Annotated in this window: 24 protein-coding genes and 1 tRNA gene; 14 read left to right on the top strand and 11 right to left on the bottom strand. The window is 61.0% G+C overall.

The window, feature by feature from the left end:
- Positions 1-371: 371 nt before the first annotated feature.
- Both ACESMW_RS06120 and prlC read right to left on the bottom strand, forming a co-directional pair.
- Complete coding sequence (locus ACESMW_RS06120; RefSeq protein WP_239037943.1) at positions 372-623, bottom strand: YheV family putative zinc ribbon protein; 252 nt, start codon at positions 621-623, stop codon at positions 372-374.
- Positions 624-694: 71 nt separating this feature from the next.
- Entirely contained in the window at positions 695-2,740 is a 2,046-nt protein-coding gene (prlC, locus tag ACESMW_RS06115; protein ID WP_372986174.1) for an oligopeptidase A, read from the bottom strand.
- Positions 2,741-2,950: 210 nt separating this feature from the next.
- Here prlC and ACESMW_RS06110 point away from each other — a divergent pair, with 210 nt between their 5' ends.
- The 3 genes from ACESMW_RS06110 to ACESMW_RS06100 all read left to right on the top strand — a co-directional run bounded on the left by ACESMW_RS06110 (position 2,951) and on the right by ACESMW_RS06100 (position 5,740).
- On the top strand, positions 2,951-3,496 hold the full coding sequence (locus ACESMW_RS06110) for a gamma carbonic anhydrase family protein (RefSeq protein ID WP_372986173.1): 546 nt from the start codon (positions 2,951-2,953) through the stop codon (positions 3,494-3,496).
- A gap of 33 nt (positions 3,497-3,529) precedes the next feature.
- Positions 3,530-5,089, top strand: a complete 1,560-nt coding sequence (locus ACESMW_RS06105) for a sulfatase (protein WP_372986172.1) — start codon at positions 3,530-3,532, stop codon at positions 5,087-5,089.
- A 195-nt stretch (positions 5,090-5,284) separates the two neighbouring features.
- Positions 5,285-5,740 (top strand): Hsp20/alpha crystallin family protein, encoded by a 456-nt coding sequence (locus ACESMW_RS06100; protein WP_372986171.1) that lies wholly within the window; start codon positions 5,285-5,287, stop codon positions 5,738-5,740.
- 85 nt (positions 5,741-5,825) lie between these two features.
- Here the strand turns inward: ACESMW_RS06100 and aroE are convergent, their stop codons facing one another.
- From aroE to ACESMW_RS06075, 5 genes are all read right to left on the bottom strand, one after another.
- Positions 5,826-6,650 (bottom strand): shikimate dehydrogenase, encoded by an 825-nt coding sequence (aroE, locus tag ACESMW_RS06095; RefSeq protein WP_372986170.1) that lies wholly within the window; start codon positions 6,648-6,650, stop codon positions 5,826-5,828.
- The gene (gene hemF / locus ACESMW_RS06090) at positions 6,640-7,569 is read right to left on the bottom strand and encodes an oxygen-dependent coproporphyrinogen oxidase (protein ID WP_372986169.1); all 930 of its coding nucleotides are present in this window, start codon (positions 7,567-7,569) and stop codon (positions 6,640-6,642) included. The genes aroE and hemF overlap by 11 nt, the downstream gene beginning before the upstream one ends.
- A gap of 8 nt (positions 7,570-7,577) precedes the next feature.
- Positions 7,578-8,150: an L-threonylcarbamoyladenylate synthase gene (locus ACESMW_RS06085; RefSeq protein WP_372986168.1), complete on the bottom strand. Its 573-nt coding sequence runs from the start codon at positions 8,148-8,150 to the stop codon at positions 7,578-7,580.
- Positions 8,151-8,193: 43 nt separating this feature from the next.
- A complete protein-coding gene (dprA, locus tag ACESMW_RS06080) occupies positions 8,194-9,372 on the bottom strand; it encodes a DNA-processing protein DprA (RefSeq protein WP_372986167.1) in 1,179 nt (392 codons plus the stop codon).
- A gap of 78 nt (positions 9,373-9,450) precedes the next feature.
- A complete protein-coding gene (locus ACESMW_RS06075) occupies positions 9,451-10,467 on the bottom strand; it encodes a LysM peptidoglycan-binding domain-containing protein (protein WP_372986166.1) in 1,017 nt (338 codons plus the stop codon).
- Between the two features lie 309 nt (positions 10,468-10,776).
- Between ACESMW_RS06075 and def the strand changes: the two genes are divergently transcribed.
- From def to ACESMW_RS06040, 7 genes are all read left to right on the top strand, one after another.
- The gene (gene def, locus ACESMW_RS06070; RefSeq protein ID WP_372986165.1) at positions 10,777-11,280 is read left to right on the top strand and encodes a peptide deformylase; all 504 of its coding nucleotides are present in this window, start codon (positions 10,777-10,779) and stop codon (positions 11,278-11,280) included.
- A 90-nt stretch (positions 11,281-11,370) separates the two neighbouring features.
- A complete protein-coding gene (gene fmt, locus ACESMW_RS06065) occupies positions 11,371-12,306 on the top strand; it encodes a methionyl-tRNA formyltransferase (RefSeq protein WP_372986164.1) in 936 nt (311 codons plus the stop codon).
- Position 12,307: 1 nt separating this feature from the next.
- Entirely contained in the window at positions 12,308-13,609 is a 1,302-nt protein-coding gene (rsmB, locus tag ACESMW_RS06060; protein ID WP_372986163.1) for a 16S rRNA (cytosine(967)-C(5))-methyltransferase RsmB, read from the top strand.
- On the top strand, positions 13,606-15,009 hold the full coding sequence (trkA, locus tag ACESMW_RS06055) for a Trk system potassium transporter TrkA (protein ID WP_372986162.1): 1,404 nt from the start codon (positions 13,606-13,608) through the stop codon (positions 15,007-15,009). Before rsmB ends, trkA begins: the two co-directional genes overlap by 4 nt.
- Positions 15,010-15,136: 127 nt before the next feature.
- Positions 15,137-16,165, top strand: a complete 1,029-nt coding sequence (gene glyQ / locus ACESMW_RS06050) for a glycine--tRNA ligase subunit alpha (protein WP_372986161.1) — start codon at positions 15,137-15,139, stop codon at positions 16,163-16,165.
- A gap of 2 nt (positions 16,166-16,167) precedes the next feature.
- Positions 16,168-18,249 carry a glycine--tRNA ligase subunit beta gene (glyS, locus tag ACESMW_RS06045; RefSeq protein WP_372986160.1) on the top strand — a complete coding sequence of 694 codons (2,082 nt, stop codon included), beginning with the start codon at positions 16,168-16,170 and terminating at the stop codon, positions 18,247-18,249.
- Positions 18,250-18,351: 102 nt separating this feature from the next.
- Positions 18,352-18,428, top strand: a tRNA-Pro gene (locus ACESMW_RS06040).
- 45 nt (positions 18,429-18,473) lie between these two features.
- On the opposite strand, the gene ACESMW_RS06035 is transcribed toward ACESMW_RS06040, so the two are convergent.
- The gene (locus ACESMW_RS06035) at positions 18,474-20,045 is read right to left on the bottom strand and encodes a phospholipase D family protein (protein ID WP_372986159.1); all 1,572 of its coding nucleotides are present in this window, start codon (positions 20,043-20,045) and stop codon (positions 18,474-18,476) included.
- A gap of 354 nt (positions 20,046-20,399) precedes the next feature.
- Here ACESMW_RS06035 and ACESMW_RS06030 point away from each other — a divergent pair, with 354 nt between their 5' ends.
- The 3 genes from ACESMW_RS06030 to ACESMW_RS06020 all read left to right on the top strand — a co-directional run bounded on the left by ACESMW_RS06030 (position 20,400) and on the right by ACESMW_RS06020 (position 23,254).
- Positions 20,400-20,945, top strand: coding sequence for a rhodanese-like domain-containing protein (locus tag ACESMW_RS06030; protein WP_372986158.1), 546 nt, complete (start codon positions 20,400-20,402; stop codon positions 20,943-20,945).
- Positions 20,946-21,089: 144 nt separating this feature from the next.
- The gene (locus ACESMW_RS06025) at positions 21,090-22,661 is read left to right on the top strand and encodes a tetrathionate reductase family octaheme c-type cytochrome (RefSeq protein WP_372986157.1); all 1,572 of its coding nucleotides are present in this window, start codon (positions 21,090-21,092) and stop codon (positions 22,659-22,661) included.
- A complete protein-coding gene (locus tag ACESMW_RS06020) occupies positions 22,658-23,254 on the top strand; it encodes a cytochrome b/b6 domain-containing protein (RefSeq protein WP_372986156.1) in 597 nt (198 codons plus the stop codon). The genes ACESMW_RS06025 and ACESMW_RS06020 overlap by 4 nt, the downstream gene beginning before the upstream one ends.
- Before the next feature lie 21 nt (positions 23,255-23,275).
- Here the strand turns inward: ACESMW_RS06020 and ACESMW_RS06015 are convergent, their stop codons facing one another.
- Both ACESMW_RS06015 and ACESMW_RS06010 read right to left on the bottom strand, forming a co-directional pair.
- Entirely contained in the window at positions 23,276-24,238 is a 963-nt protein-coding gene (locus ACESMW_RS06015) for an SLAC1 anion channel family protein (protein WP_372986155.1), read from the bottom strand.
- A 68-nt stretch (positions 24,239-24,306) separates the two neighbouring features.
- The gene (locus ACESMW_RS06010) at positions 24,307-24,750 is read right to left on the bottom strand and encodes a hypothetical protein (protein WP_372986154.1); all 444 of its coding nucleotides are present in this window, start codon (positions 24,748-24,750) and stop codon (positions 24,307-24,309) included.
- 272 nt (positions 24,751-25,022) lie between these two features.
- On the opposite strand from ACESMW_RS06010, the gene ACESMW_RS06005 reads away from it, so the two are divergent.
- Positions 25,023-26,282: an FAD/NAD(P)-binding oxidoreductase gene (locus ACESMW_RS06005; protein WP_372986153.1), complete on the top strand. Its 1,260-nt coding sequence runs from the start codon at positions 25,023-25,025 to the stop codon at positions 26,280-26,282.
- A 10-nt stretch (positions 26,283-26,292) separates the two neighbouring features.
- Here ACESMW_RS06005 and ACESMW_RS06000 read toward each other — a convergent pair whose 3' ends face one another.
- On the bottom strand, positions 26,293-26,685 hold the full coding sequence (locus tag ACESMW_RS06000; protein ID WP_372986152.1) for a globin: 393 nt from the start codon (positions 26,683-26,685) through the stop codon (positions 26,293-26,295).
- Positions 26,686-26,758 lie beyond the last annotated feature (73 nt).

Genomic DNA, 26,758 nt, shown 5'->3' with positions numbered 1-26,758 from the left:
TTTTCTTCTGGGCACAAAAAACTCGCTTCGCTCAGACAATTGTGCCCGGCAGAAAAGGTACCCCGCCCCCTCGTTCTCTGACTAAGCAGGTATATCTGAGAAAACCTGACGGGATTTTAAAGCGTTCACCTTCTTCCGCTTCAAGCTGCGGGAACGCCCCGGAAACCAGGGAAGCTTGTCGGTAAATCCAAAGAACACTCAAGCAGTTTCATAGACATATCGGAGTGTTCGGTGAGAGAGGGAGTGGGGGGGGGGTGCTGGCGGGCGCGAGTGTGGGAGCGAAGCGAGTTTTTTGTGCCCGAAAGGAAAGCACCCCCACTCCCTCAAAGCCCCCACAACAACCAGGCTAGACCAGGCTAGAAACGCCGCACTTAGTCCTCAGACCCAGCCTTGAAAAACACCACCTGCTTGACGGTGTGATCATCCTCGTTCTTGCGCTTGTTCACCCGGGTTTCCAGCTCCAGCACCTGGGTATCCGGCTCCTCGGACAACCCATCGGTGAACCCGCAGGCCACGCACTCACGCACCTGCTTGTCGTTGTCATCCGTGAACATCATGATCTTGTCCATCTCCGCACAGCGGGGGCAAACGGCGCCGGCGATGAAACGTTTCGGACTTGCCATAGGTTACTCCGGTTTTTCAGATCGGCGGCCGGGTTTCGCGTGGCTCCACCCGGCCAATTACCGACATTGTATCAGGCGGCTTCGTCCGTGATGCCGGATTGTCGCAACAGGGCGTCCACTTGGGGTTCCCGACCACGGAAGGCCTTGAACAGTTCCATGGGCTCCTGGGAACCGCCTTTCTCCAGGATGTTCTGCAGGAAGGCCTTGCCGGTTTCCGGGTCGAAGATGCCTTTTTCCTCGAACAGGGAGAAGGCATCTGCCGCCAGGACTTCGGCCCACTTGTAGCTGTAGTAGCCCGCCGCATAGCCGCCGGCGAAGATGTGGGAGAAGGCGTTGGGGAAGCGGTTGAACTCCGGGGCCTCCACCACGGCGATCTCTTCCCGTACCTTGCGGTGCATGTCCAGCGGGTTAGTGGGAGCCTCCTCGGTGAATTCCGCGTGCAGGCGGAAGTCAAACAGGGAGAACTCCAGCTGGCGCACCATGCCCATACCGGACTGGAAGTTCTTGGCCGCCAGCAGTTTCTGCAGCAGATCCTCCGGCAGCGGCTCGCCGGTTTCGTGGTGGCTTGCGATCAGCGCCAGGGATTCCGGGTTCCAGCACCAGTTTTCCAGGAACTGGCTGGGCAGCTCGACCGCGTCCCAGGCCACGCCGTTGATGCCGGATACGTCCAGTACGTCCACCTGGGTCAGCATGTGATGCAGGCCGTGCCCGAACTCGTGGAACAGGGTGGTGACTTCGTCGTGGGTCAGCAGTGACGGCTTGCCATTCACCGGCGGGGTGAAGTTACAGGTCAGGAATGCCACCGGCAGCTGCAGGCGGCCGCGCTGGTCACGCCAGCGTACCCGGCAGTCGGCCATCCAGGCACCGCCGCGCTTGCCCTGGCGGGCGAACAGATCCAGGTAGAACCAGGCCACCGGTTCGCCATGGCGGCTGATGCAGTAGGCGGTGGCATCCTCGTGCCAGGTCTCGACTTCGGGGCGTTCCTCGATCTGGACATCAAACAGCCTCTCGGCCACCCGGAACAGGCCCGGCACGACCTTATTGACCGGGAACCAGGGCCGCAGAGTCTCCGGGGAGATGTCGTACTGCTTCTGACGCAGCTTCTCGCTGTAGTAACCGATGTCCCAGGCCTTCAGGTCGTCCACACCATGTTCGTCTTTGGCAAAGGCTTTCAGTTCGGCAAATTCCTTTTCCGCCACCGGCTTGGATTTTGCCGCCAGCTGGTTCAGGAACTCCAGCACCTCGTCAACGCTACGGGCCATCTTGGTGGCCAGGGAGCGCTCGGCGTAATTGTTGAAGCCCAGCAGCTGGGACAGGGCGTGGCGACGCTTCAGGATTTCCGCCATCACCGGGGTGTTGTCCCAGGTGCCGGCATCCGGGCCCTGGTCCGAAGCACGGGTGACAAACGCTTCATAGACTTCCCGGCGCAGTTCCCGGTTGTCGCAGTAGGTCATCACCGGGTAGAAACTGGGGAAGTCCAGGGTGATAACGTAGCCATCCAGCTCTTTCTGGCGAGCGGCCTGCTTGGCACCTTCGATGGCGGTTTCCGGCAGGCCGGACAACTCGTCCACGTCGGTAATCTGCTTGTACCAGTGTTGGGTGGCATCCAGTACGTTGTCGCTGAACTTGTTGGACAGCTCCGCCAGCTCCCGGGACAGGTCGGCGTAACGTTTTTTCTTGTCCGCCGGCAGATCGACACCTCCAAGGTGGAAATCACGCAGGGTGTTCTCGACGGACTTGCGCTGGGCCTCGTTCAGGTCCTTGAAATCCTCCCGGGCCGCCAGTTTCTTGTAGGCGTTGCACAGGGGTTCGTTCTGGCTGATTTCGGTGCTGTACTCGGTGAGCTTTTCCAGGCAGTTCTTGTAAACCTTGCGCAGCTCGTCGTTGTTCATCACCCCGTTCAGGTGAGAGATCACCGACCAGGCATTGGAGAGTTTGTCTTCCAGCGCCTGCATGGGCTGGGCCAGGGTGTCCCAGGTGGGGTCATCCTGCTCGGCGAGCTGGCTGATCTTCATGCGGTTCTCGCTGAGAATCTGGTCAATCGCCGTTTCCATGTGCTCGGTGCGCACATGGTCGAATTTCGGCAACAGATCTTCGGTCAGTAAAGGGTTATTCATAAGTCCTCTTCTCAGCTCTTTGCATCTAAGGTAGTTTCGGTGCCTCAACTATGGGGCAGGCACCTGTGGGAGAGACCCTTCCAAAACACGCTCCTGGCGGCACGTCCCTGTGACGCTTGAGCTCCGCCATCCATGGCTCCGCACAGTTTTGGAAGGGTCTCTCCCACAGGTGCCCCAAGCCTCCGGGCAAATCAGACACAGGTATATGTAATGACGAATGTACGCTCTCACAAGGGTATTACGCCACATTTTGGCGAACGGTGCTGGGTCGATCCCAGTGCGGTGGTCATCGGAGATGTCCAGACCGGTGAGGATGTGTCCATCTGGCCGATGACCGTCGTGCGGGGTGACATGCACAAGATCCGCATCGGGGATCGTTGCAGTATCCAGGATGGATCGGTACTGCACATCACCCATGCCAGCGACTATAACCCCGGCGGTTATCCGCTGACGCTGGGAGACGACGTCACCGTCGGACACAAGGCCCTGTTGCATGGCTGCACCATCGGCAGTCGGGTGCTGGTGGGCATGGGCTGCATCATCATGGATGGCGCGGTCGTCGAAGACGAGGTGATCGTTGCCGCTGGTTGCCTGGTACCACCGGGCAAGACCCTGAAATCCGGCTATCTGTACGTGGGATCACCGGCCAAACAGGCCCGGCCGCTGACCGACAAGGAAAAGACGTTCTTCAAGTACACCGCCGCCAACTACGTGAAGCTCAAGAATGAGTACCTCAGCGAAAGCAGTCAGAGGTAGTATCAGAGTGGTCTGATCCTCGAGGGCGCACCAATGGTTCGAAGTCGCATCCTGATGGCCATTGCCTTCCTGTTACTCAACGGCCTGCTGCTGGTACCAGCACTGGCGGTGCCGGGCGAGATGCCGTGGCTCGCAGTGGAGGCGCTGGCCATCTGGACACTGCTGGCGTTGCGGCGAAGCCCTCCTGGGTTCCTGCTAGGCACCCTGGCGGCGGCCCACGGTTTGCTGGTACTGCTGGTTGTTGCGGATGCCCTGCTCCGGGAGAGCCTGGGGCGGGGGCTGAATCTGTACCTGGAGGTGGGCCTGGTGGATGCTGCCTGGCATCTTCTACGTACCAACCTCGGGGCGGCCGGCGCCATCCTTGTCCTGGCGCTGCTGGCCTTGGTACTGGCCGCGCTCGCGAGGCTGTTCCTTGCCCTCACTGCGCGGCTGACCAGGCACTCTCCGGAATCCCTGGGAATACCATTATTGCTGATCACCGGGCTGGCGATAGCCACCGCGGTAACGCCCTGGGTGGGCAGCCCGGCCCTGGCCTTTGTCGCCAACCAGGGATCACTGATTGCCCACACCCACCGCACCACCGAGGCTTTTGCCGCCCAGCTGAGCGGGCAGGCGGCTGCCGGTGAGCCCCGGGAGCTGGCCCGCCTGGCAGACACGGACGTGATCCTGGCCTTCATCGAATCCTATGGCATCACGGGGCTGACCGATGAGCCGTACCGGACCATCATCGGACCCCGGCTGGACGCCATGGCAGATGAACTGGCACAAGCGGATCTGACCGTGGCGACCGGTCGGCTCGAATCACCGATCCAGGGCGGCCAGTCCTGGCTCGGGCACCTGTCGGTACTCAGCGGGCAATGGATCCAGAACCAGCTGGCCTACGAAACGCTGCTGAGCAGCGACTACCCGACGCTGGTGGACGACTTCCGCCGTACCGGCCATGAGACGCTGGCTGTCATGCCCGCGATCACCGAACCCTGGCCGGAGGGCAAGCTGCTGGGTTATGACCGGATCTTCGATCACGACGACCTCGGCTACCAGGGCCCGGCCTTCAACTGGGTCACCATGCCGGATCAGTACACCTGGCACTGGTTCGGGCGCCACCGCAGGGACAGTGCCGGGCCGATGTTTGCGGAACTGGCGCTGATCAGCAGCCACGCCCCCTGGGTGCCCATACTGCCCGTGCTCGCGCAATGGGACAGCATCGGGGACGGTCAGGTATTCCGGCAATGGGAGGGCACCGGCGAAGCGCCGGCGTCGCTGTGGCGGGAACCGGACCGGGTGCGCCAGCATTACGCCCGGGCGACCGATTACGCCCTGGCCGTCGCGAGTGGTTTTGCCGCCCGTCACCTGGGCGAAAACACTCTGATGTTCGTTCTGGGTGATCACCAGCCCGCCCCCCTGATCACCGGCGAAAGCGCAAGCCGGGATGTCATCGTGCATGTCATCAGCAGTGACCCGGCCCTGGTCGCCCCGTTCCTGTCCGGGGAGTTGCCCGGTTTCCGGCCCGGTACCCGGCCCGACATGGAGACAGTCGGCGCTCCCATGAGCCGATTCCGGGCCTTTCTGCACCGACACTATGGCGCGCCCTGAACAGCTTACGGCGCAATTGATGCCGATCAAAACTTAACCAACTTCACCCTTGAAAACCGACCGGGAGCGCCTACATTCCAAGGTAGCAGATGTTCACGGATAACCGGCCGGTTGGCGTCGCCGGCAAGGAGCTGTTCCGCGAGCGAAGCTGATAACACACTTTCAGATTCGTTTTCGTACCAAGGAGGAATGACTATGAGCAACCTGACACGCTGGAATCCGATCAATGAGTTCGAAGACCTGATGAACCGCTACAACCGGATGTTCGGGCTGACCCGGGCCGGTGGTGAGCGGGAAGGCAAAGACCTGTTCAGTCGCAGTGACTGGGCTCCGGCGGTGGATATCAAGGAAACCGACCAGGCCTTTACCGTCGAGGCCGAACTGCCGGGCATGTCCAAGGACGACGTGAAGGTGACCGTGCATGACGGTATCCTCACCATCAAGGGTGAACGCAGGCAGGAAGAGGAAACCGAGGACAAGAAGATGCACCGCATCGAGCGCTTCTACGGCAGCTTCATGCGTAGCTTCACCCTGCCGGAAAATGTGGACGAGAACAGCGTCAAGGCCAACTTCAAGGATGGCCTGCTGACCCTGACTATCAACAAGGCTGAACCGAAGGAGCCGAAGGCCATCGAAGTGAACGTGGAGTAAGTCTGCTTCAGTTCACACTGACCATTACCCAGGCAGGCGCCGGGATCACGCCCCCGGCCACTGCCTTTCTTTTGACTCGCCCGGCTCAGTCGGTGCGCAACTCCTCGACTACCGCGGCGGTCTCCGGGCGCACGCCGCGCCAGACCCGGAACGACTCGGCGGCCTGTTCCACCAGCATGCCGAGGCCATCAAACACCCGGGTGGCACCCTGGTCCAGTGCCCACTGGTTGAAGGTGGTGGTCTTCAGGGAGTACATCATGTCGTACACCACCGTGTCGGTGCCGATGACCGTCGGTGACAGGGCCGGAAGATCACCCTGGAGGCTGGCGCTGGTGCCATTGATGATCAGGTCGAATGGCTGCTCGGGCTCCCCGAACCCGCAGGCGCTGAGGCGGGTGTCGCCAGCGTCGTCGGCAAACAGATCCACCAGGGCTTCAGCCTTCGTTACGGTCCGGTTGGCGATCACCAGCTCCGCCGGTTTTTCCGCCAGCAGGGGACCGATCACGCCGCGCACGGCACCGCCGGCGCCAAGCACCAGGATCCGGGCACCCTTTAGGGTCACACCCTGGTTATCGACCAGATCACGAACGATACCGCAGCCATCGGTGTTATCCGCCACCAGGCGGCCTTTATCGTAATACAGGGTATTGGCGGCGCCAGCCTTCTCCGCCCGTCCGGTGCGCTGGTCCGCCAACTGCCAGGCCTGTTCCTTGAAGGGGACCGTAACATTGAGGCCTTTGCCGCCCCGCTCGAAAAACTGCCGGACGGTACCGGCAAAGTCGTTGAGGGGTGCCTGGATGGCGGTGTACTCCACCGGCTCGCCGGTCTGCTGCGCAAACAGGCTATGGATCCGGGGAGATTTGCTGTGACTGATCGGATGCCCGATCACCGCGTACAGATCATTGGTCATGATTCTCTCCCAGCCAGTCCCGGCCCGTAAGAAAATACTCGGTCAGCCGGGCTTCCTCGGTGCCGGGCTCCGGCACCCGGTTATAGTCCCAGCGTACCAGCGGCGGCAGGGACATCAGGATCGACTCGGTGCGGCCGCCGGACTGCAGGCCGAACAGGGTGCCCCGGTCATATACCAGGTTGAACTCGACATAGCGGCCCCGGCGGTAGAGCTGGAAGTTGCGCTCCCGCTCACCGAAGTCCATCTCGATCCGCTTCCGGACGATCGGTTCATAGGCTTCAATATAGCTGTCGCCCACCGATTGCATCAGGGCAAAGTCCTGGCCGAAATCACCGGTGTTGTGGTCATCGAAGAACAGGCCGCCGACGCCCCGGGGCTCGTTCCTGTGCTTGAGATAGAAATAGTCGTCACACCAGTCTTTGAAGCGCCGGTAGGTATCCTCACCGAAAGGCTCACAGGCGGCTTTGGCGGTCCGGTGCCAGTGCACGCAATCCTCGTCGAAACCATAGTATGGCGTCAGGTCATAGCCACCACCGAACCAGTACACGGGTTCGCCGTCTTTGGGCGTGGCGATAAAGAAGCGGACATTGGCGTGGGAAGTGGGCACGTAGGGGTTGTTCGGGTGAATCACCAGGGAAACACCCATGGCCTGCCAGGGCGCGCCGGCCAGATGGGGCCGATGGGCCGTGGCGGAGGCGGGCATGGTGTCGCCCATGACGTGGGAAAAGTTCACGCCGCCTTTCTCGAACACCCGGCCCTCACTGATAACCCGGCTGATACCACCGCCGCCTTCCGGGCGGTCCCAGGAATCACGGATGAACGAGGCCTCGCCGTCCACCGCTTCCAGGCGACGGCAGATGTTTTCCTGCAGACCGAGCAGGTATTCCTTGACGGCCTGGCTGTCGGGTTGTTGTGACATGAACTCTCCTATCGAAGCTGCTGGCCGGTGACGATATCAATAATGCGGCTGGGTTTGCGATTGCCACCAAGTTCACCGGGCACGATCCAGTCCAGCTGGTCACCGAAATAGCGGCGTACCTGCCAGGAATGACGGGCCGGCTGGCGCCCGGCGGGATTGCAGGAGGTGGAGACCAGCGGCATGCCGGCCGCCTCGCACAGGGAACGGACCACCGGATGGTCGCTGACACGCACTGCAATGGAGCTGTGGCGCCCCCGGACCCACTCCGGAATCTGCTCGTTCACATCCGGCAACAGGCAGGTCACGGGCCCCGGCCAGTGGTTCATGGCGGTTTCCCGGAGGTTTGCCGGCAACGGGTCGAGCAGGAAACGCACCTGCTCCACCGAAGCGGCCACCAGGATCATGCCCTTTTCCATGGGGCGCTGTTTCAGTTCCAGGATTCGCTCTACCGCCAGGACATCCCAGGGATCACACCCCAGGCCCCAGACCGCTTCGGTCGGGTAGGCGATAACACCACCCTGGAGCAGGGTGCGGCGGGCACGGCGGCATTGCCAGTCATTCAGTGGCTTGGTCACGGGCATCGAGAATCATCTGTTCAGCACGGGGTGGAACAGGGCACCGGGCTCAGGCGATCCGCAGGTAGCCGCCCGGAGCCGAACTGACCAACCCTTCCAGCTCCAGGAGCAACAGGGACTGCATCAGCTGGTCTGCGGCCAAACCGGTCGCCGAACCCAGTGCATCGGTTGATACCGGATCATACCCTAATGCCTCAAATACCGCGATTTCCCGTTGCCCCAGTCGCGACAGATCCGGCGCCCCCGGCGCCTCGCCGGAATCCGTCTCCCCGGCTTGCGGCGACCACCAGGCACCCAGTTCTTCCAGCACATCGTCCACGGTTTCCACCAGCCGGGCACCCTGCTTGATCAGGTGGTGACAGCCCCGGGCCACCGGACTGTGGACGGAACCGGGAATGGCAAATACCTCTCGGCCCTGTTCCAGCGCCAGCCTGGCGGTGATTAGCGAGCCACTCTTGAGGCCCGCCTCCACCACCAGCACACCCCGGGACAGTCCGCTGATGATCCGGTTGCGCTGGGGAAAATGGGCGGCACGAGCCGGCGTCCCGGGGGGATATTCCGACACCAGCACGCCCTGCTCGATCACCCGCTGGCCCAGCTTGTGGTGCTGGCGGGGATAGATCTGATCCAGCCCGCAGCCGATGACCGCGATGGTGGTAAAGCCGGCATCCAGGGCGCCGGCATGGGCGGCACCGTCCACACCCAGGGCGAGCCCACTGGTGACCACCAGCTCCCGCCGACTGAGTTCCGCTGCGAACCGGCGGGCATGGTCCAGTCCCGGGCGGGTGGCATGACGACTGCCCACGATGCCGATCTGATCCCGGCCGAGCAGGGCCTGGTTGCCCTGGGTATAGAGGACCAGGGGGGCGTCATGGATATGGCGCAAGGCTTCGGGATAATCGGCATCGGCCCAGCTAAGGATGTGGATGCCATGTTGCCCGCAAGCGATCAGGGTCTCCGCGACTTCCATCAGGGCCGGGTGAGTGAGGTCTTTGTCCTGCCAGGCACGGATTCCGGTAATGCTTTCCGGATGCAGACCAACAGCTTTGAGGGTGGCGGCGTTCATAACCAGCAAATCGGTCAATTTTGCGGTTGCAGCCATCGCGGCCTCACGCCGCCGGATACCGAACTGGGGCAGGGTGGCAAGAAGGAGCCAGGGCGAAGCAGGGTGTTCGAGCGCCTGGCAGAAACGGTCGCGGGAACCCGCGCCGGAAAGCAATTCGGTCATGATTCTTCGTCCTTGAAAACAACAATGGCCGGGCAATCCCGCCCGGCCATTCAACTGCAGCTGGAAGCTTCTGTCCGATCAGGGATTGGTGACCTTGTCACCCACGGACAGTGGACGGGTGGCCTGCAGGACCAGCCCGTAGCTCATCTTCTCGTAGGCCTGGAATACCATCAGCAGACCGGCACGCTCGGAAGGCAGCTCGATGGTTTCGCCGGTGACCGGATCGCGCACCAGATTGCCGCTCTTGAGCACGGCCATCACGTTGCCCGCTTCGAGGCCATCCCGTTCACCGCGGTTGATCGCCACCACGTTGTACTGACCGATCTGGCTGACACCGCCATCGACGGCGATCATCTCGCCCTCAACGGTTTCGTCCGGCGAGCTGGGTACAAAGCTGGTGGCAATCGGGCGATCGACGCTGGTCAGCAGGCGATCACCAATGCGGATCTCCTGGTTGGACTTGGTCAGCCGCAGGGTCAGGACATCCCCGTTTTCGGCGGTGATGTTGCCGGCACCAATGCTGCGGGCCTCCAGGCCCAGGAACTCGCCGGTATCCGGGTCACGGAATTCCTTGGTGCGTCGGAAGATACCCACCTTGTCTGCCGGTTTGTCGCCCCGGGCATAGACCCGGTCACCGGCGCCGGTGATGATGCGGCCGTCTTCCCCTTCCAGCACGTAGGGCGCACCCTCGAGCTCTTCCGGGGTGACGATACGGGTATCAGTCAGGAAGCTGCTGATGGCGTCCAGGGGGATGGCCGGGATCGGGGTATCAATCGGCTCGGAGCGCACCTGCGGCGAGAGCTTCACCACGCCGTTGGAAGCCACCTTGGTAATCCGCGGTTTTCCGTCGATATAGACCAGGGCGAGGCGATCACCCGGATAGATCAGATGCGGGTTGGCAACCTGGGGATTAACGTGCCAGATTTCCGGCCAGTACCATGGGTTGTTCAGAAAGCGCGCCGAAATGTCCCAGAGGGTGTCCCCCTTCACGACAGTGTAACGCTCGGGATGGTCGGACCGCAGCTCCGGTTGTGCCTGGGCCCAGGAAGTGAACAGCAGCGCAGTGGCTGCCAGAGCGTACAGCAGTTTCCTCATTGTGTAAGTCCTTGATCGCGTGCCTTGAGTCTTTGCATTCTGTTGGGATGCAGCCGGAATACCTGCAGCTTATTACGTTGTTATTCCTGATACTATAGAAGAAGTCTCGGAAATTGTGATGTTATCTTTTGTTCTTCCAGTGAATTCTATTCTGCCCGTGAAAGATTTTAACTATTAACTGATCAGTTTGTACTCAATCGTGGAATTGGGGGATAATATCGAGACTTCCTTCACAGGATTACAAAACTCAAACGGTAGCCGGGCGGATTGCCTGAACTGCCGGACATACGGACCAGAAACGCGAGCGTTATGATACTAGAAATCCTCGAATACCCGGATCCCCGTCTGCGCACCATCGCCAAGCCGGTGAACGAAGTCACAGACGACATCCGAAAGCTGATCGACGACATGTTCGAGACCATGTACGATGCGCCCGGAATCGGTCTGGCGGCGAGCCAGATCAATGTTCACAAGCAGATCATCGTGATGGATCTGTCCGAGGACAAAAGCGAGCCGCGGGTATTCATCAACCCGGAGGTGGAAGTCCTCGACGGCGATTACGAGGCCATGCAGGAAGGATGTCTCTCGGTCCCCGGATTCTATGAGGACGTGGAGCGCATCGAGCACTGCCGGATCCGGGCACTGGACCGCAACGGCGAGCCGTTCGAAATTGAGGCACAAGGTTTGCTGGCGGTCTGCATCCAGCACGAGATGGACCACCTCAACGGCAAGCTGTTCGTGGACTATCTCAGCGCCCTGAAGCGTAACCGGATCAAGAAGAAACTGGAAAAGCTTCATCGCAAGAGTGCCTGATCTGTTTCAGGCCACCAGAACAGACAGGCAGTGACGGACCGGGCGATGACCCGGTCTTTTCGTATTCAACGGAACAGAGACGACACCACAGTGCGAATCGTATTTGCCGGCACCCCCGACTTTGCCGCTAGCGCCCTGACAGCCCTTCTGGCCACCCACCACGACATCGTCGGCGTATACTCCCAGCCGGACCGGCCTGCCGGCCGGGGCCGCAAGCTGATGCCCAGCCCGGTCAAGAAGGTGGCCCTTGAAGCTGACCTGCCGGTGTTCCAGCCCGAGAACTTTCGCAGTCCGGAAGCCCGGCAGGAACTGGCGATGCTGAACCCGGACGTGATGATTGTTGCCGCCTACGGCCTGATCCTGCCCAAGACCGTGCTGGAAATCCCGGCCCACGGCTGCCTGAATATCCACGCCTCGCTGCTGCCGCGCTGGCGCGGCGCCGCCCCGATCCAGCGGGCCATTGCCGCCGGCGACCAGGAAACCGGCATCACCATCATGCAGATGGACGAAGGCCTGGATACCGGCGCCATGTTGCTGAAAACCATCACCCCGATCCATGACGACGATACCGGTGGCAGCCTCCATGACCGCCTGGCAACCCTGGGCGGGGAGGCCATCGTCAAGGCGTTGGCACTGCTGGAAAAGGGCGAACTGTCCGGGGAAGCCCAGAACGACGAGCAGGCCTGCTACGCCCACAAGCTGTCCAAAGAGGAAGGCCATATTGACTGGCGCCAGGATGCCACCGGTATCGAACGGCTGGTGCGCGCTTTCAATCCCTGGCCCGGCACCTACACCGACCTCGACGACCAGCGCATCCGCATTCACGAAGCCAGTGCCTTGGCCGATGCCTCCACCGAACCCCCGGGCACCGTGATCCGTCGGGAACGGGAAGGCATCGACGTGGCCTGCGGTGAACGCACCCTGCGCATCACCCGCCTGCAGCTGCCTGGAGCCCGCGCCCAGAGCGTCAATGACCTGATCAATGGCGGCAAGCAGCTGTTGCTGCCCGGCCAGGAGCTGAACTGACATGGGCTCCGGCCAACAACCCATGCGGTCCGTAGCGGCCAGCGTCCTGCTGGCGGTCGAGCAGGGCCAGTCCCTGTCCCAATGCCTGCCGCCGGCCCTGAACCGGGTCGGGGAGGGCGAACGGGCGGAACTCCAGGCTCTGTGTTACGGCACCTGCCGCTGGTTCCAGCGGCTCGATGGTGAACTGCAGGGCCGGCTGAAGAAGCCGCTGCGCAAACAGGACCGCGTTGTCCACCACCTGATGCTGGTTGCCCTGTTCCAGCTCCGGTTCAGCGAACAGGCCATCTACGCAGTACTTAATGAATCGGTGGAAGCCTGCCGCGCCCTGGACAAGCCGCACCTGACCGGATTGGTCAACGGTGTCCTGCGCGCCGCCGAGCGCGAAGGCGCCCCCGAGCCGAAAGATGACGCGGCGCGCTTCAGCCACCCCCAGTGGATAGTGGACAAGCTGCGCCACAACTGGCCGCAGGACTGGCAGCAGATTCTCGATACCAATAACACCCAGGCCCCCATGACCCTGCGGGTCAATGCCCTGCGTTTCACCCGCGAACACTACCTCGGCCTGCTGGACGAAGCGGGCATCGAGGCCACGGCGACTCGGTTCGCCCCCCACGCTATCCAGCTGGCCCGGCCAGTGCCGGTGGACCGGCTACCCTGGTTTGCCGACGGCGCCGCCAGCGTCCAGGACGAAGCCGCCCAGCTGTGTACCACCCTGCTGGACCTCGCCCCCGGCCAGCGGGTGCTGGATGCCTGCGCGGCCCCGGGCGGCAAAACCTGCGCCATCCTGGAAGCCTGCGGGGAACTGTCCGAGGTGGTTGCCATCGACGAATCCGCCGAGCGCCTGCCCCGGGTACAGGAAAACCTGGACCGCCTGGACCTCACCGCCACTCTGAAACAAGCGAATGCGTCGGATATTGACAGCTGGTGGGATGGCGCCGGGTTCGACCGCATCCTGCTGGATGTGCCCTGCAGCGCCACCGGCGTGATCCGCCGGCATCCGGACATCAAGCTGCTGCGGCGGGAATCGGACATCACTCCCCTAGCGGGCATCCAGCTGGGGCTGCTCGAGGCCATGTGGTCTATCCTCAAACCCGGTGGCCGCCTGGTATATGCGACCTGTTCCGTGTTCCCCCAGGAAAACCACCGTATAATCCAACGATTCATGAAACAGCAGCCGGACGCCGGCCTGGTCGAGCCGGATGTGGCCTGGGGCCGGGACACCGGCGCCGGTCGCCAGTTGCTGCCGGACCCTGACAGCCACGACGGCTTCTTTTACGCGGTACTGGAGAAACCCGAACCATGAAGATCCTGATTCTCGGCGCCGGCCAGGTGGGCGGAACCCTGGCCGAAAACCTCGCCAACGAAGCCAACGACATCACCGTGGTCGACAGTGACAGCGTCCGGCTCCGGGAACTGCAGGATCGGCTCGATATCCGGACGGTCCAGGGCAAGGCGTCCTATCCGACGGTACTCCGCCAGGCTGGCGCCGAAGACGGTGACATGGTGATTGCCGTCACCAATAGCGATGAGACCAACATGGTCGCCTGCCAGGTGACCAAGCTGCTGTACAAGACACCGACCACCATCTGCCGGGTCCGGGCCAACGCCTATCTGGCCAAGCCCGAGCTGTTCTACCAGCGGGACAAGGCGAAGGACCTGGACAGCCTGCGCGGATTTCCCATCGATGTCCTGATCAGTCCGGAGCACCTGGTTACCAAGCACATCACCCGGCTGATCGAATACCCCGGTGCCCTGCAGGTACTGGAGTTCTCCAAGGGCCTGGCACGGCTGGTGGCGATCCAGGCCACCGAGGGCGGGCCACTGGTGGGGCACGAGCTGTCCTACCTGCGCACCCACATGCCCAAGATCGATACCCGGGTGGCCGCCATCTTCCGCAAGGACCGGGCGATCATGCCCCAGGGCGACACCGTAATCGAGGACGGCGACGAGGTGTTCTTCATCGCCGGCGCCGACCACATCCGCTCGGTCATGAGCGAATTGCAGCCCCTGGAGAAGCCCTACAAGAAGATCTTCATCTGTGGCGGTGGCAACATCGGCCAGCGCCTGGCCAGTACCCTGGAGGGCCGTTACCAGGTCAAGCTGCTGGAACGGGATCATGAACGCTGCGTGATGCTGTCCGAGAACCTGCGCAAGACCGTGGTGCTGGAAGGGGATGCCGCCAACAAGGACATCCTGCTGGAAGAGAACATCGAGAACACCGATGTCTTCTGCGCGGTGACCAACGATGACGAGGCCAACATCATGGCCTCCTTGCTGGCCAAACGACTCGGCGCCCGCAAGGTGCTGACCCTGATCAACAACCCCGACTACGTGGACCTGATCCAGGGTGGGGATATCGATGTCGCCATCTCGCCGCAACAGACCACCATCGGCAGCCTGCTCACCCACGTCCGCCGGGGTGATGTAGTAAATGTTCACTCACTGCGCCGGGGCGCGGCCGAAGCCATCGAGGCTATCGCCCACGGGGATCACCGGTCCTCCAAGGTGGTGGGTAAACGGCTGGACGAGATCTCCCTGCCGGAAGGCACCACCATCGGCGCCATTGTCCGCCACAACGAGGTCCTGATCGCCCACGATCACCTGCGGGTACAGCCGGATGACCACGTGATCCTGTTCCTGGTGGACAAGTCCCGGGTCCGGGATGTGGAGAAGCTGTTCCAGGTCGGTCTGACCTTCTTCTAGTTCAAAATCAACGCAGTGAAGACCACTTAGAAATACCGCTTTGGCAAGCGTATAATGCGCCTTTTTTCGCAGTGCCCCGAAGGATGATCGGGGTGCCACACACAGACTGAATCAGCAGGCATACGTCGTGACAGACAAGGCAACGAACAACTCCGCGCCGGATATCAAGACCTTCCAGGGTCTGATCCTGGCTCTGCAGAATTTCTGGGCGCAGCACGGCTGCGTGGTTCTCCAGCCCCTGGATATGGAAGTGGGCGCCGGTACTTTCCACCCGGCCACCTTCCTGCGGGCAATCGGTCCGGAGACCTGGAATGCGGCCTACGTTCAGCCCAGCCGTCGTCCCACCGACGGCCGTTACGGTGAAAACCCCAACCGTCTGCAACACTACTACCAGTTCCAGGTGGTGCTGAAGCCCTCCCCGGACAACATCCAGGAGCTGTACCTGGATTCCCTGCGGGCCCTGGGTCTGGACCCACTGGTCCACGACATCCGTTTCGTCGAGGACAACTGGGAATCGCCCACCCTCGGTGCCTGGGGCCTGGGCTGGGAAATCTGGCTCAACGGCATGGAGGTGACCCAGTTCACCTACTTCCAGCAGGTCGGCGGCCTGGAATGCTATCCGGTGACCGGCGAGCTGACCTACGGCCTGGAGCGGATCGCCATGTACCTGCAGGGCGTGGACAGCGTCTATGACCTGGTGTGGACCGAAGGCCCGGATGGCGTCGTCACTTACGGTGATGTGTTCCATCAGCAGGAAGTGGAGATGTCCACCTACAACTTCGAGCAGGCGGATACCGAGTTCCTGTTCCACAGCTTCGACGTGCACGAGCGCGAGAGTGCCCGACTGATCGAGGCCGGCCTGCCGCTGCCAGCCTATGAACAGGTTCTGAAAGCCTCCCACACCTTCAACCTGCTGGATGCCCGCCACGCCATTTCCGTGACCGAGCGGCAGCGTTTCATCCTGCGCGTACGTACCCTGGCCCGTGCCGTGGCCCAGGCCTACTTCGACAGCCGCCGCAAGCTCGGCTTCCCGCTGGCCCCGGAGGCCCTGAAACAGGAAGTGCTGTCTGCGGCAGAAGCGGCTGAGGCCAAGGCCAACGGCAAGAAGAAAGGCAAGAAAGCGAAGAAGGCACAGCAGGAACAGGGGAACGTATAACCATGGCTACACAGGATTTTCTGGTTGAACTGGGCACCGAAGAACTGCCCCCCAAGGCTCTCAAGCGACTGTCTGATGCCTTTACCCAAGGTATCGCCAAGGGCCTGGAAGCTGCCGGCATCGAATTCGGCAAGGTGGAAGCCTTTGCCGCGCCGCGCCGATTGGCGGTCCGGATCCGCGACCTGGCCGACGCCCAGCCGGACAAGCCGGTAGAAAAGCGTGGCCCGGCGGTCAAAGCCGCCTTCGACGATTCCGGCAACCCGACCCGGGCGCTGACCGGTTTTGCCACCTCCCTGGGCATCACCCCGGACCAGCTCGACACCATGGAAACCGACAAGGGTGCCTGGGTGGTGTATCGCACCGTGGAGAAGGGCCGCCCGACCGTGGAACTGATGCCGGAACTGGTGGAGCAGTCCCTGGCCGCCCTGCCGATTCCCAAGCGCATGCGCTGGGGCGCCTACCGTACCGAGTTTGTCCGTCCGGTGCACTGGCTGATCCTGCTGTTCGGCAACAAGGTGATCGACGCGTCCATCATGGGCCTGAAGCCCGGCAACACCACCCGTGGCCACCGGTTCCATTGTCCCAAGCCTCTGATCGTGCCCACTCCGAATGACTACGAAGTGGTGCTCAAGCAGGAAGGTTATGTGCTGGCAGACTTTGCAGAGCGTCGCGAGCATATCCGCGCCGGTGTCGCTGCCCTGGCCGAGAAGGAAGCCGGCGGCAAGGCGGTCATCGACGAGGACCTGCTGGACGAGGTCACCGCCCTGAACGAGTGGCCGGTGCCGCTGATGGGCCGGTTCGAGGAGCGCTTCCTGGAAGTGCCTGCAGAAGCCCTGATTTCCTCCATGAAGGAACACCAGAAGTATTTCCACGTGGTGGACAAGGACGGCAAGATGCTGCCGCTGTTCATTACCGTGGCCAACCTGGAAAGCAAGGACCCGAGCCAGGTCATCTCCGGTAACGAGAAGGTGATCCGCCCACGCCTGGCGGACGCTGCCTTCTTCTACGACACCGACCGAAAGACCCGGCTGGAAGACCGCATCGAGTCCCTCAAGCCGATCGTGTTCCAGGAGAAGCTGGGCAGCATCTACGACAAGTCGGTGCGGGTCGCCGCCCTGGCGAAGAAGATCGCCGAGGCGATCAACAGTGACCCGGCCCTGGCCGAGCGCGCTGCCGTGCTGGCCAAAACCGACCTGGTCACCGAGATGGTCCTGGAGTTCACCGACCTGCAGGGCATCATGGGCCAGTACTACGCCACCAACGATGGCGAGCACGAGGATGTGGCCAAGGCGCTGAACGAGCAGTACATGCCGCGCTTTGCCGGTGATGACCTGCCAGGCACCCTGACTGGCTGCGCCGTCGCCATTGCCGACCGGATCGATTCTCTGGTGGGCCTGTTCGGCATCAACCAGCCGCCCTCCGGCACCCGCGACCCGTTCGGTCTGCGCCGTGCTTCCCTGGGCGTATTACGCATCATCATCGAGCGTGAGCTGCCGCTGGACCTGCAGACCGTGTGCGAGTGGGCCGAGCAGAATTTTACCGTGCTGACCGAGCAGAACACCGCCACCACCGTGGTGGACTACATGCTCGAGCGCTTCCGCGCCCACTACGAAGAGCAGGGCATCGGCGCCGAGGTGTACCTGGCGGTACACGCCCGCCGGCCCACCAAACCGCTGGACTTCGATCGCCGGGTCAAGGCCGTGGAAGCGTTCCGCCAGCTGCCCGAGGCCCAGGCCCTGGCCGGCGCCAACAAGCGGGTATCCAACATCCTGACCAAACAGGGTGGTGACAGCATCGGGGAAACCGTGGACAACAGCCTGCTGCAGGACGCCGAGGAAAAGACCCTGGCGGCGCAGGTGGAAGAGCAGGCACAAAAAGTCCTGCCGCTGTTCGAGAAGGGTGACTACGCCAGTGCCCTGAGCTCCCTGGCGAGCCTGCGGGAACCGGTGGATACCTTCTTCGACGAGGTCATGGTGATGGCCGAAGACGAGGCGATCCGCAACAACCGCCTGGCGCTGCTCAACCGCCTGCGCAACCTGTTCCTGCGGGTGGCGGACATCTCCCTGTTGCCCACCGCCGGGTAACAGGGAGGGCGATACGGCCGGTCTCAGCAGTTATACGGACGAAAATTCCCCGCCCGAGGGGTAGCCAAACCTCGTTTAATCCGTATAATACCGGCCGTTGTTCGGCGTGTGGCGCAGCTTGGTAGCGCACTTCGTTCGGGACGAAGGGGTCGCAGGTTCGAATCCTGCCACGCCGACCACTTTCCCGCATTGCTTCCCTGATTCAACCCTTTGATCTGATCCCCCTATAGCAACGACTCGATCGGCATCAGCGTCCAGAAAAACACCATTATCCGCTTCAGTGGCCCCGTTCCCGGTTCATGGTCGTACCGGACCGTCCGGTGTTCCTGATGCTCCAACCAGCGGAGCTTACCCTCCTGATTCAGGATCACCTGGTACGCACTGAGTCGCACCTGCTGGTCGAACTCTCTCTCCATGGCCCGGGCCAGTTCTGGGCTCTTGATCACGAAGCCCAGTTCAGTGTTGAGATGGATGGAACGGGGATCGAAATTGAACGAGCCCACAAACAGGATCTCGCCATCAACTGCGAACGTCTTGGCGTGCAGACTGGACACCGAAATGCCCATCATGCCGGTTTGCAGGTCCTGTTCCTTCTGGGCCTCGTCATCAAGCCGGCGCATCTCCCACAGCTCCACACCCGCCCGCAACAGCGGTTTCCGGTACTTGCTGTAGCTGGCATGCACCATTGCCACATCGTTGGCCTCGAGGGAGTTGGTCAGAACCCGTACCTCAATGCCCCGTTCCTCCAGCGTCCGGAACAGTTCGACCCCGGCATCCCCCGGGATGAAGTAGGGGGAAACCAGGGTAATGCTTCGTTCGGGATCCTCCAGCGCCCTGGCCAACTGTTGGCTTAGCAGATCCTCATTATCATTCCGGCCCAGCACTTTGGCGGGATCATCACTGACCATAACCACCGGCGCCCAGCTGAAGGTCAGTTCACCGATCAACAATTTGCGCAGGAACGCCGAATCCTCCAGCGTGCGGACATAGACCGAGGAGGCATCACTGTTTTCGGAGACTTTTAACAGTTCGGCCAGTTCCGCCAGCGGATCCGGTCCAGGTTCGGGCTCCCCCAGAATCTGCCGGGCCGGCCACGAGGCGTTACTGGCCCAGTATCGGTCGAAATCCCGGGAAATATCATCCACGGCCGGACCGATGGCCAGCACATCCAGATCGGCAAACAAGCCACCCCCGGCGGCGCCAAAGTACTCATCCGCAATGTTCCGGCCGCCAATGATCGTGACCTGGTTGTCCGCCGTGAAGGACTTGTTGTGCATTCGATAATTGAGACGCCGAAAATCCGTGAGGTAGCCCAGCCACTTGGGGTTGCGAACCACAAAAGGATTGAACAGACGGATCTCGATGTTGGGGTGCTGACTCAGGGCCGCCAGCATGTCGTCCATACCCACGATGCCGTTGTCATCCAGTAACAGCCGGATCCTGACTCCCCGTTCCGCGGCCCGATACAGGGTGTACAGCATCAGGGTGCCCGTGGTGTCGGGACGCCAGATGTAGTATTGGACATCCAGGCTGGCCTCCGCCGCCTCGGCCAGCAGGGCCCGGGCGGCAAAGGCATCGTAGGGATCCGGTAGCAGGACGATGCCACTCAGGCCGGGATGGGCATCGGTTTTCGGGGTAATGGCCTGGCCCAGGACCGTTTCCCGGGTCTGGGACTGGGGAATGGATCGGCTGTCAGGCCGGTCGACCAATGGTGGCAAGGCACAACCCGATAGCAGGAGGATGACCAACCCTGTCCAGATTTGCCGACGGTATTCTGCCAGGTTATGTAACGACAATCGCCTCACCACATGGGCCTTTCAGGGAAAACTCTGTCTCCTGTGGACAATATATGCGCTCTCCCGGGTTTCGGAAACAAAACGGCAAACTACCCTTGCTATAAATACTTAATGGAATAACCTTATACTATTAATTATATAAGAGAGGCCCGGCGCTAATCTGGTGGGCCCTGAATCGAAAATCTGGCGGTTTCGGGTCTTCACGGCTGTTGACCGGCATCAACTTTCGATTCTGTTTTTGGTAGAACCCGGGACAGGTTCCGAGATCTGACCTAGGATTTTAGTATCCATATCCCGGCTGTACCTGTCTTCTCAAATCCGCAATGAGCGATACCGCTCCTGGGAGGGACCGCAATGAAAACCCTGTTACTGTCACTGCTCATTACTTTTGGCCTGGCATTCCAGGCGCAGGCAGAAGAAGCTCTGTCTGTCACCCCTGAGGAAACTTGGAAAATGACTCAGGAACAGGGAGATGAGATCCTGTTCATTGATGTCCGGGACCCCGTCGAGATCATGTTCATCGGTTTCACCGATGCGGTGGATGCCAACATTCCGTTCAAACTGGTGGACCGCGCCCGCTTCAGTGAAGAGAAAGCCAAGTTCGCCATGGATACCAATCCGGACTTCGTCGCGGATGTCGACAAGGCGCTCGAAGCGAAGGGACTAGACCGGGATGCCCTGATCATCACCATGTGCCGTTCCGGTTCCTCCCGGGGCAAGCCCAGTGCCGAGTACCTGCTGGAGCGGGGCTTCACCAATGTGAAATACATCGACCACGGTTTCCAAGGCAGCAGCGCCAAAGAAGGCAAGATGAAGGGACTGCGGGTAGTGAACGGCTGGCAGAATTCCGGCCTGCCCTGGTCCATGGATATCAATCCGGACAAGATCTATCGCCCCTGACAACTACGTCAGAACCTGAACAGGGCTGGCCAGAGCGCAGGCTCTGGCCAGCCCTGTTCTGAAAATGGACTATGCTGTACCGGGTAATCCCCGAGCGTGGAGGGAGTCATGGCATCAACAGGATGTGTAGGGTTCAGGCCAAGAGTGGTCACAGCTTTTATGGCCGTGCTGGCTTTGGCAGTTGTTTCCATAGCCCAGGGAGCGGAACGCTCACCTCCCACCGCAGACCACAGCAAGTTCGAAGCGCTCAAGGGTCCTTTCGAGGACGCCACGGAAGTCACCGAAGCCTGTCTGGGCTGCCACACCGAAGCGGCCGATCAAGTAAAGGGCACCACCCATTGGACCTGGCTCTACGATCACCCAGAAACCGACCAGCAACTGGGCAAGAGCAAGGTGATCAACAGTTTCTGTGGAATGCCGGTGACCAACGAGGCCCGCTGCACCTCCTGCCATGTCGGCTATGGCTGGGAAGACATGAACCAGCCACCCCCCCAGGCGGACTCGGCAGTGGATTGTCTGGTCTGCCACGACACCACCGGTGACTACTGGAAATTCCCGACCCTGGCCGGGCATCCCACCTATGTTCCCCGGGAATGGCCTAAGGGCAGCGGCAACATGGTGCAGCCGCCCGATCTGGCCAACCTTGCCCAGAACGTCGGCGCTTCCAGCCGGGCCAACTGCGGCAGCTGTCACTTCTATGGCGGTGGTGGTGACGGCGTCAAGCACGGTGATCTGGATTCATCCCTGGTGAATCCGCCCAAGGCACTGGACGTTCACATGTCCCCCGAAGGTCTCGATTTCGCCTGTTCCGATTGTCACTCCACCTGGGGCCACAACGTGTCCGGCAGCCGATACCAGGTTGAAGCCAAGGATACCCTCGGCATTGACGTCCCGGGCCATACCGACATGACCCGAACCACCTGCGAATCCTGTCATGGTGCCAGCCCGCACGAGCAGCAGAAACTCAACGACCATGTGGATACCCTGGCTTGCCAGACCTGTCACGTGCCGGAGTTCGCCCGTGGCGGTGTGCCCACCAAGATGTGGTGGGACTGGTCAACCGCCGGCAAGCTGGACGCAGACGGCAACCCCATCACCGAATATGACGAAAACGGCCACGTCAGTTACCTGAGTACCAAGGGCAATTTCCGCCACGGCGAGGATGTGGTGCCGCATTATGCCTGGTTCGACGGTACCGTTGAGTACACCCTGATCGACGAAAAACTGGATCTGTCCAACCCCCCCATCAATATCAACCGCATTGACGGTGGCCCGGACGACCCGGATTCCCGGATCTGGCCGTTCAAGCTAATGCGCGGCAAACAGCCTTACGATACCGAGCTGGGCACCCTGCTGGTCACCCATGTCTTCGGGGCGGATGACACCTCCCTGTGGAGCAACTTCAACTGGCAGAAAGCCCTGGAGGCGGGTAGCGAGATGTCCGGAATGCCATTCAGTGGCCAGTTCGACTTTGTCGAAACCCGGATGTACTGGCCAATTGCCCATATGGTGCCGCCAGCGGAGGAGGCTCTGCGCTGTGGTTCCTGCCACGCCGCCGAGAGCCGGCTGGCCGGTATCGGGGGCATCTACATGCCCGGGCACGACAGCAATGTCTGGCTTGACCGGCTTGGCTGGCTGGCAGTCGCGCTGACCCTGCTGGGCGTGATTCTCCACGCCATCGCACGGATGATCTTCAAGGGGAGGAAGCACTCATGAGCCGGGTAATGATCTATAAACGCTTTGAGCGTTTCTGGCACTGGTGTCAGGCACTGCTGATCTTCACCCTGTTGATCACCGGGTTCGAGATCCACGGCAGCTATTCCTGGCTGGGGTTTGGCGATGCGGCCCGGATCCACACCCTGGCCGCCTGGGCACTGATCGTGCTCTGGCTGTTTGCCATCTTCTGGCACTTCACCACCGGTGAATGGCGCCAGTACATACCTACCAAGAACGGCCTGTTCGCCGTCATCCAGTATTACCTGATCGGCACCTTCACCGGAGCCGAACATCCGTACCGCAAGACCACCAAGGCCAAGCATAACCCGCTGCAACGGCTGGCTTACCTGTTCTTCAAGGTGGTGATCTCACCGGTGATCTGGGTGACCGGGCTGCTTTACCTGTTCTATAACGACTGGCCGGCAACCCTGGCTGGTGCGCTGGAACTGGAGTGGGTGGCGCTGGTACACACCGGAGCGGCCTTCGCCATGCTGGTGTTCATCATTGCCCACGTTTACATGACCACCATGGGCCACACCCTGACCAGCCATATCAAACCGATGGTGACCGGCTACGAGGATCTTGACCAGTAATCCCCGTATACCGGAAATTCATCAGTCCTCGATACAGACCGCCCGGCGCCTGACGGCCTGGGCGGTTTTGCCCGCCAGCACCGTGATCAGCAGGGTCAACAGAGCCAGTAACACCACACCCACTCCCTTGAAGAACGCCAACTCAAGCTGCTGGTACATCACAAAGGTGGCGATGGTGATGGCTGCCATCGGAAACGAGTACGCCCACCACGACAGGAAGAATTCCAGCCGCAGGAAACGCCGTACCTGGGTCATCAGCATCAGGGTCAGGAAGATGGCGCTGTAGTACAGGATGCGGGCAAAGGCATCCACCTCACCGGTCAGCTGAAGCCAGGAAATAAACCCGACCGCCGGCGGCGCAATCAGGATAAACAGGGTGGGGAGCAACTTGGCCGGCAGCGGATGATGAAAGAACATCCGATAGAAGATGATGGTCAGCAGCACCAGCCAGAACACCAGACCGATACTGAAGAAAAACCAGGAAATCTCGGACGAGGCATGTTGAACTCCGGCGATGGGCACCAGGATGTTGCCGACAATCGGTATGAACCAGGCCGGATTGATGTGGGAAACCTCAAAATGGGTCTGGTGCAACCAGGCTGACAGCACATACAGGGTGAAGGCCAGATGCAGGAGCAACCCTACCAGCCAGCACGCCAGGGAGGCGTTGGCACTGTAGGGCAACACGGCAATACTCATCAGGATCAAGCCGATGGATATGGTCGGGAAGAAGTTGAGTTTTACCGGGTGGCCGAATTCGGCTTTGACACGATCCGGATACCGGACCGTCTTGGCCAGGTAGAAGCCCGCCAGAACCACAAAGATGGTGATGGTCAGGCCGAGCAGTACCGGGCTGGGTTTTACCGGCAAGGCAAAGAGGGTTTCGGCCCGGTGCCAGGCAATGGTGAACCCGGTCATCCCCATGACCACGGCAAACCAGGAAATCGGGAAATTCTGCAAGCGGGAAGGCTGGATCTCGATCATTACGTCTCTGGTCTCCCTATTCTGTGAAGGGTGCGCCGGCATACTGCGCCGACGCACCGTTTCATGGCTCAGAAAGTGAACGTGCGCATCGCGGGATTCAGCATCTGGCCAGCCATCTCCGGCGGCATGGCAACGCCGACACCCTCGATCAGGTCATCCTTTGTGTTCTCGCTGTTCGGCAGGTACAGGGCGCACACCTTGGCACTGCCGCCGTTCTTCAGCAGACCGCGCAGCATCTGGCCCGGGGTTACGTTCTTCGGCTTCAGGGGCTCGGCCTCATAGGATTTGAGGGCCAGATCGCCGGCCTTGTCACACAGCAGGACATTCACCTTCGCGCCCTGTTCCGCCATGGTATTCGACAGAACCATGGCCATTCCCTGGGTCTGGAGCGAGTCACTGGAGAGAATCACCAGGACCTCGTCAACGGTTTTCTTGTGGCTGTCAGCGTGCGTCACAAACGGCACACAAATGAGCAGGGCGGTCAGCCCCAGTACCTTGAGTTTTCTGATCATGGCTATTGCCTCCTTGACGGGTTTTACGATCGTTTCGCACCTTAACTATAGGCGGCAGATCCCGAGCGCTCAGTGACAAAGTCACTTTCGGCCATAACCCAGGCAGAAAAAACCGGAGCCGATTGCCCGGCAAGGAGTATTGCCCTGCATGTAGCACACACTGAATATGCTTAATCGATATAACGTTATACCTCTAAGTTTGCTAGCATTTGATCAATATCAACTGCAGCCTGGCAGTTGCTCTAACAATGACAAACAGAGAGGTTCAAGGCATGAGTATGAATTCAGTCCCCCGGGAGTCCGATAAAAAACACACTGTCGTCATTGTCGGTGGCGGTGCCGCCGGTGTTTCGGTTGCGTCCAGCCTTCACAAGCGGGACCGCTCCCTCGATATCGCGGTGGTGGAACCTTCCTCCACCCATCATTACCAGCCCGGGTGGACCATGGTTGGCGGGGGCGTCTTTCGTCCCGAGGTAACGTCCAGACCCATGAAAGAAGTCATGCCCTCGTTCGTCAATTGGTATCAGCAAAAGGTCCTCTCCGTGGACCCGGAACAGAATCGCATCCAGCTCGCCGACGGATCCTGGACGACCTACGAGACCCTGGTGCTCGCACCGGGCCTCGAACTGAACTGGGGCGCCATCGAGGGCCTGGAGGAAGCGCTCGGGCAAAACGGCGTGACCTCAAACTACCTGGAAGGGATGGCCAGCTACACCTGGGAAACCGTCCAGCGTCTGAAGAATGGCAGGGCGCTGTTCAGTCAGCCCCCCATGCCGATCAAGTGTGCCGGCGCCCCCCAGAAAGCCATGTACCTGTCCTCGGACTACTGGCTCCGGCAGGGCGTGCTTAACAACCTTGATATCCAGTTCCACAATGCCGGGGCCGTGTTGTTCGGCGTTCCCGATTACGTACCGGCCCTGGAGTCCTACATCCGGAAATATGGAATCGACGTCAACTTCCAGAGCAACCTGGTGGCCGTGAACGGTCCGGCCAGGAAAGCCACCTTCCGCATGACTGATGCCGAAGGCAATGCCCGGGATGAAGAGATCGGTTTCGACATGCTGCACGCGGTACCGCCACAGCGAGCGCCGGAATTTATCCGGGAATCCCCCCTGGCCAATGACGGTGGCTGGCTGGATCTGGAGGACGACACCCTGCGCCACAAGCGCTTCGCCAATATTTTCGGTCTCGGGGATGTCAGTGGTACCGGCAATGCCAAGACCGCAGCAGCCGTGCGCAAACAGGCGCCGGTGGTGGCGGAAAACCTGCTGGCAACCGTACGCAACCAACCTCTGAAGGCGGCCTATCTGGGCTACGGTTCCTGTCCGCTGACGGTAGAGAATGGCCGGATCGTGCTGGCGGAGTTTGGCTATGGTGGCAAGCTGCAGCCCAGCTTCCCGAAGTGGCTCAATGATGGCACCAAGGCAACACGGGCGGCCTGGTGGCTCAAGGCGAAGCAGCTGCCAGCCCTGTACTGGCACGGCATGCTGAAGGGACATGAATGGCTGGCAAAGCCCGCACCACGGGGGTGAGGGCTAACGCTCAATAGGCCCCGCGGATAAGGTCAATGCCGGGGTTCAGGACTTCACGCCAGGCCTTGCCCAGTTCTGGCGTGTAGTCGGGGTCGTGCTGGCGGACCGTTTTCAGCAGGGCCTCCAGCCAAAGCGTGTACCACTCCGGCTTGATGTCGTAATGGTTGCGGTTGTGGCTCTCACCCAGGGCCCGCAGCTTGCGGTCCGACATGCCACGGGCATGCAGGATCAGTTGCATGATGCCGTTGCGGAGCAGGTGCCGCTGGGCTTCCATGTCGGTTTTCAGGAAGCGGTTGCGGATGGTGTCCGAGCTGGACATGAAGAAGTCGTAGAAATCGACGAAAAAATCATCCTTCCGGCAACACCTTCCGTAGCTGTGGAAGACCAGATCCGTATTGTTCATTGCGTTCAGTGTCCTTGTCAGATAACGGGAATTCCTGATAGGGGAACGCATTCTATAGAGTTAGGAAAAGGTT

The organism is Marinobacter sp. (genome assembly GCF_041690455.1).
Classification (GTDB): domain Bacteria; phylum Pseudomonadota; class Gammaproteobacteria; order Pseudomonadales; family Oleiphilaceae; genus Marinobacter.
The sequence above is the reverse complement of the archived record's forward strand: the minus strand, read 5'-3'. Positions and strand labels throughout refer to the sequence as shown.